Here is a 5,053-nt window from a genome sequence, read left to right as displayed (position 1 = left end):
CGCGGCGGCGCGCGCGGTCCGCCCGGTCATCCAGGTGCGGACGGGTTCCGGGGCAGGGTCCGCGCCGAACGCGTCGGGTTGCTGGGCGCGCAGGAGCAGCAGCGCGAGGGCGTGCTTGCAGGGGAACTTGCGGCTGGGGCACGTGCAGCGGGTCGCGCCGGGTTCGGCGCGGTCCACGCTCGTGAGGTAGGGCGTCTTGCCGCTGCCCTGGCAGTGGCCCCACAGGACGTCGTGATCGGCGTGCAGGGCGGCCCAGCGGGCGGGTGAGGCGAGGCTGCGGGCGCTGGCGGCGCTGGCGGCGTCGGGAGCGAGGGTCAGGATGCGGTCGGTCGTGAGCTCGGCCAAGGGGTCACCTGTTTCGGTCCTGCGTAGAATTACGTTATTACCGTAATACAGTTTCTCACGTCTGTCCAATGGTTCGGCTCAGACGAGCGCGCGCACCCGATCCCGCCCCGCGTCCTTCGCGGCGTACAGCGCGCGATCCGCGCGCTGCAGCAGCGTCCCCGCGTCGTCCGTCGGCCGAGCCTCGGCCACGCCGCAGCTCACCGTGACCCGCCCCACCCTGGGGTGCGCCACCCGCGCGAGGGCCGCCTGAAGCCGCAGCGCGATCTCCTGGGCGCCGATCAGGTCGCAGCCGGGCAGGATCATCAGGAATTCCTCGCCGCCCCAGCGTCCGAACAGGTCGCCCTCGCGCAGGGTGGCGCGCATCGTGGTCGAGGCCAGGCGCAGCACCTCGTCCCCGACGTCGTGCCCGAAGGCGTCGTTGACCCCCTTGAAGTGATCGAGGTCGAGCGCCACGACGCTCACGGCGCCCGCCACCCCGCGCGCCGCGGCGAGTTCCGCCTGCAGCCACGACGTGAGCTGACGTCGGTTCGGCAGGCCCGTGAGCGCGTCCACGTTCGCGAGCCGCTCGTGGTGCCGCGCGCTTCTCACCGCCTGCACGTACGCGTCGCGCAGGCGGCCCAGCAGCGCGAGGCCCGCGATGAAGGCCGCGTGCATGACGTAGAGCTGCACGAGCGCGTTGCCGTACAGGGCCAGGTCGCGGGCGCCGCTCAGGTTCGACGCGAAGAACGCCACGCCCATGCCGAGCAGCGCGGCGTACAGGACCGTGCACAGCAGCAGCGCCTGCCGCGCGGGCAGCACGAGCGCCGCGACGACGTACATCAGCGGAAGCCACAGCGAGTAGCTGCCCAGCCCGTACGACAGACGGTCCACGAAGAGGAGCGCCGCGAACTTCACGAGGCCGCCCACGACCTCCAGGGTCAGCTCGACCGCGCCCACGACGTGGAACGCCCTGGGGCGTCGCCACAGCCACAGCAGCAGGCCCGCGCTCTTGACGACGATGAGGGCCAGCCCGACGACGTCGAACGTCTCGAAGCGGAAGAGCGGCGTCAGGATCAGGCTGACCACCGAGGACGCCGTCACGCAGCCCAGCAGGATCAGCAGGGCCCCCCGCCGGAAGGTGAACTCCGGCGCGAAGACCGCTTCATCCGACAAAGCGCCGCTCATGGCGTCACGCTACCCGCCCGCGTCTGACAGGAGCCTTACTCCACCTCCGCGCTGACCCGAAGGTGACGCGACGCGGGCATCATGCGCGCATGACCCGTATCGATGTCGCGACGCGGCGGACCGTCCTGGCCTACCTCGAGGAGCACGGCCGCACCCCGCCCGGGACGCTGGCCCGTCACGCGGACCTCTCGCGCGAGGACCTCGCGCTGCTGCTCGAACAGCTCCTCGCCGACGGCACGGTCTGGGTGTCCGCCGGGGGCTACGAACTCGCGCGGGTCCGTCACGAGGCGTCGCTCGTCGCTTCCGACTTCGAGGACCGCGTCGCGGCGTACCTCACGGGCCGCAAGGACTCCGCGGCGGGCGTGGGCAGGGGCACGGGACTCAGCCTCGACGAGGCCCGCGCGGCCTGTGAGGTGCTGCTCGCGGAGGGGCGACTGCGCGCGACCAGCGTGGGCAGCCTGCGGCTCTACACGGCGCCCGTCGGCGCGCCTCGAGGGTGAAACAGGGCAGTTACAGAACGAGCCGGTCCAGGCGTGGGGCAGGGAGAGGTAGACGGTGGCGCCGACGCCCGGCTCCCCGCGCGCCCACACGCGCCCCCCGTGCCGGGCGAGGATGCGGCGCACGTTCGCAAGACCGACGCCCGCGCCCTCGTAGTCCTCGTGGAGGCGTCCGAAGACCCGGAAGAGTTCCTCCGCGCGGGCCTGCTCGAAGCCGACGCCGTTGTCGCGCACCCACAGCCGCACCTCGTCGCGGGTGACGTCCGCGCCGATCTCGACTCGCGCGACGTCGCGCGTGCGCGTGAACTTGAGGGCGTTGTGCACGACGTTCGTGAGGGCCTGCCGCAGCAGCATGAGGTCGCCGCGCACGACAGGCAGCTCCGCGATCTCCCACAGCACGCTGCGCCCGCGCAGCATCGGAACGAGGTCGCTGCGGACCTGCGACACGAGCGGCCCGAGCGCCACGTCCTGCCACTGCAGCTCACGACGCTCGAACCGCGCGAGGCCCCGCAGGTCCGCGACGAGTTCCGTGACGCGCTCGGCCTCCGCGCGGATCACGGCGAGCGGCGCGCTCACACGCTCCCCGAGGGCCTGTCCGAGCCGCCGTTCGAGCAGCGCGGCGAACCCGCTGATGCGCTGCGCGGGCTCCTGCAGGTCCTGCGACAGCGCGCCCGCGAAGGCCGTGAGCTCCGCGTTGAGGGCTTCGAGCCGCGCCGTGCGCTCCCGGACGCGCAGTTCGAGGTCCGCGTTCGCGCTGCGCAGCGCCTCGTCGAGCCGCTTGCGGTCGGTGATGTCGAAGTCCACCCCGATGGACCGCACGGCGCGGTCCCCGTCGAACACGACCTGTCCGACCGTGTGCAGCCACCGCACCGAGCCGTCGGGCAGGATCACCCGGAAGTCCTGATCGTACGGGCGGCGCTCCTCCAGCGACGCGCGAAAGGCGTCGCCCAGCGCCGGGCGGTCTGCGGGATGCACGGTGGACTCGAAGGCCTCGAAGGTGGCGGGCGCGCCGGGCGGCAGGCCGAGCAGGCCGCGCATCTCGCCCAGCCAGATGGTCTCGTCGCGCTGCATGTCCCAGTCCCACAGGCCGATGCCCGCCGACTGCAACGCGAGCGCGAGCCGGTCGTGGTTGCGCCGCAGTTCCTCCTCGGTGTGCTTGCGCCCCTCGATGTCGCGGACGTACACGCCGAGCCCGCCGCTCATGGGGTGCGCGCTCACCTCCACCCAGCGGCCCACGACGGGCGAGACGGTCTCGAAGCGGTCCACGTGACGCTCCGTGAGCGCGCGTCCGAGTCGGTCCCAGGATTCGGAACCCGTCGCCTCGGGGAACGCCTCGGCGAGGTGACGGCCCAGCACCTCGCCCGGCTCCCGTCTCCACAGGCGGAAGGCGCCGCCGTTCGCGTACGTGAGCCGACCGTCGTGGTCGAGAAGGAAGAACGCGTCGTCGACGCTTTCGAGCACCTCGCGCTTGAGGGCGAGTTCGGCCTCCACGCGGCCGTGCAGGCGCGCGCGTTCCAGCGCGAGGGCGCAGCTCACGGCGACCGTGGAGAGGTACTCGCGCTCGGCGTCGCCGAAGTCGTGGTCGTCGTCGAAGCTCACCGCGAGGACGCCGAGCACGGCGCCGCCCGCTTCCAAGGGGAGCGCCGCCACGGCGCCCGTCGGGTGGGTGGTGTCCTGCGGCATGTGCGGGTAGTGGCGGCGCAGGTCCGCGCGGCCCAGGATCCTCGCCTGCCCGTCGCGGGCGGTGTCGGTGATGGGGAGGTTCAGCGCGAGGTCCACGACGGCCCAGTCTGCGAGGTCCTCGGGGGCGTAGCCGGTCGCGCCGACGGTGCGCAGGTGCGAGCGCGAGGGGTCGAGGAGGGTCACGGCGCCGCCCTGGGCACGCATGGCGGGCAGGGCGTCGTGCAGCGTGGCGAGCACGACGTCGTCGACGGTCCGGGCCGCCGCGAGCGAGCGGGCCAGCCGGGCCGTGGCCTGGGCGAGTTCGAGCAGGTGCGCCGACGAGGGTGGACGGGGGGCCACACCTCACCTTACCGCCCGCGCGGGGTCTAGGCGCCCCGGAGCGTTCCAGTGAGGCAGTCGAGGGTGCGCCGGGCGAGCTCGTCGGTCTCCACGCGCCAGCCGCCCGTGAAGCGGATGCGGGTGTGACGTGAGGTTTCCCGTTCGGAGAGTTCCTCGAAGCGGACGAGGACGTCCCCGAGGGTGGCGCGCAGCGCGGCGCGGGTCCGTTCCTCGGCGGCGCGGCGCGCGTCGTACGGGAGGCGGGCGGCGTAACGGATCGTCACGACGGGCGGCGAGGCGTTCATGAGCACAGCGTAACGGACCCCTTCACGTTTGTCCATGGACATAACACGGCGTCATTCCAGCACGAGCCGCAGGGCCACTCCCCACACCACCAGCGCGACCAGCACGTCCACCGTCCGCCACACCCGGGGTCCGCGCAGGATCGGCGCGAGGGCCGCCGCGCCGTACGCCAGCGCGAAGAACCACGCCGCCGACGCGGCGCAGGCGCCCAGCGCGAACCACGCGCGCGACGGGCCCGCGTGCCGCGCCGCGACCGTCCCGAGCAGCACCACCGTGTCGAGGTACACGTGCGGGTTGAGCAGGCTGAAGCCCAGCGCCGACATCGCCGCAGAACGCGCCGTGACGGGCGCGGCCCCGCCCGTGCCCGACAGGGCGGACGTGTCCGGCGGGCGGAGCGCCGACCTCAGCGAGCGCGCACCGAACCACACCAGGAACGCCGCGCCACCACAGCGCGCGACCGCCGAGAGGACCGCGTTCGACGAGAGCGCCGCACCCACCCCGAGCGCGCCCACGAGGATGAGCGTCACGTCCCCGAGGGTGCTGACGAGCGCCACCACCCCGGGATGCGACCGCCTCAGCCCGGCGCGCAGCACGAACGCGTTCTGCGCGCCGATCGCGACGATGAGGCTCAGCCCGACGAGCAGCCCTTCGAGCGCGGCGCCCACGCCGACTTCAGCCTCCCCGCGGCCCGAAGTTCACCCACGTGCCCGTGGCCGCCGCCTCGTCCCAGGCGTCCTGGATCT

General features: G+C 73.3%; 5 protein-coding genes. All 5 read right to left on the bottom strand.

Going from position 1 to position 5,053, the window contains the following annotated elements:
- Window positions 1-345, bottom strand: a 345-nt coding sequence (locus DEIPI_RS40125; RefSeq protein WP_027482528.1) for an SWIM zinc finger family protein, incomplete at its 3' end; no start/stop codon positions are given.
- 78 nt (window positions 346-423) lie between these two features.
- Entirely contained in the window at window positions 424-1,509 is a 1,086-nt protein-coding gene (locus DEIPI_RS32040; RefSeq protein ID WP_084474453.1) for a GGDEF domain-containing protein, read from the bottom strand.
- A gap of 35 nt (window positions 1,510-1,544) precedes the next feature.
- Window positions 1,545-4,028 (bottom strand): ATP-binding protein, encoded by a 2,484-nt coding sequence (locus tag DEIPI_RS35720; protein WP_052351799.1) that lies wholly within the window; start codon window positions 4,026-4,028, stop codon window positions 1,545-1,547.
- A 26-nt stretch (window positions 4,029-4,054) separates the two neighbouring features.
- The gene (locus tag DEIPI_RS0116775; protein WP_157463747.1) at window positions 4,055-4,312 is read right to left on the bottom strand and encodes a hypothetical protein; all 258 of its coding nucleotides are present in this window, start codon (window positions 4,310-4,312) and stop codon (window positions 4,055-4,057) included.
- A gap of 51 nt (window positions 4,313-4,363) precedes the next feature.
- Window positions 4,364-4,975 (bottom strand): LysE/ArgO family amino acid transporter, encoded by a 612-nt coding sequence (locus DEIPI_RS0116770; protein WP_027482526.1) that lies wholly within the window; start codon window positions 4,973-4,975, stop codon window positions 4,364-4,366.
- Window positions 4,976-5,053: the final 78 nt, after the last annotated feature.

The sequence above is a fragment of the Deinococcus pimensis DSM 21231 genome (assembly GCF_000519345.1).
In the GTDB taxonomy this organism is placed as follows: Bacteria; Deinococcota; Deinococci; order Deinococcales; family Deinococcaceae; genus Deinococcus_A; species Deinococcus_A pimensis.
This window is presented reverse-complemented; position numbering and strand designations above follow the sequence as displayed.

What these genes read in the sequence shown, in the direction of transcription:
- DEIPI_RS32040 (WP_084474453.1), bottom strand. Translation starts at nt 1,509, where the DNA reads ATGAGCGGCGCTTTGTCGGATGAAGCGGTCTTCGCGCCGGAGTTCACC.
- DEIPI_RS0116775 (WP_157463747.1), bottom strand. Translation starts at nt 4,312, where the DNA reads ATGAACGCCTCGCCGCCCGTCGTGACGATCCGTTACGCCGCCCGCCTC.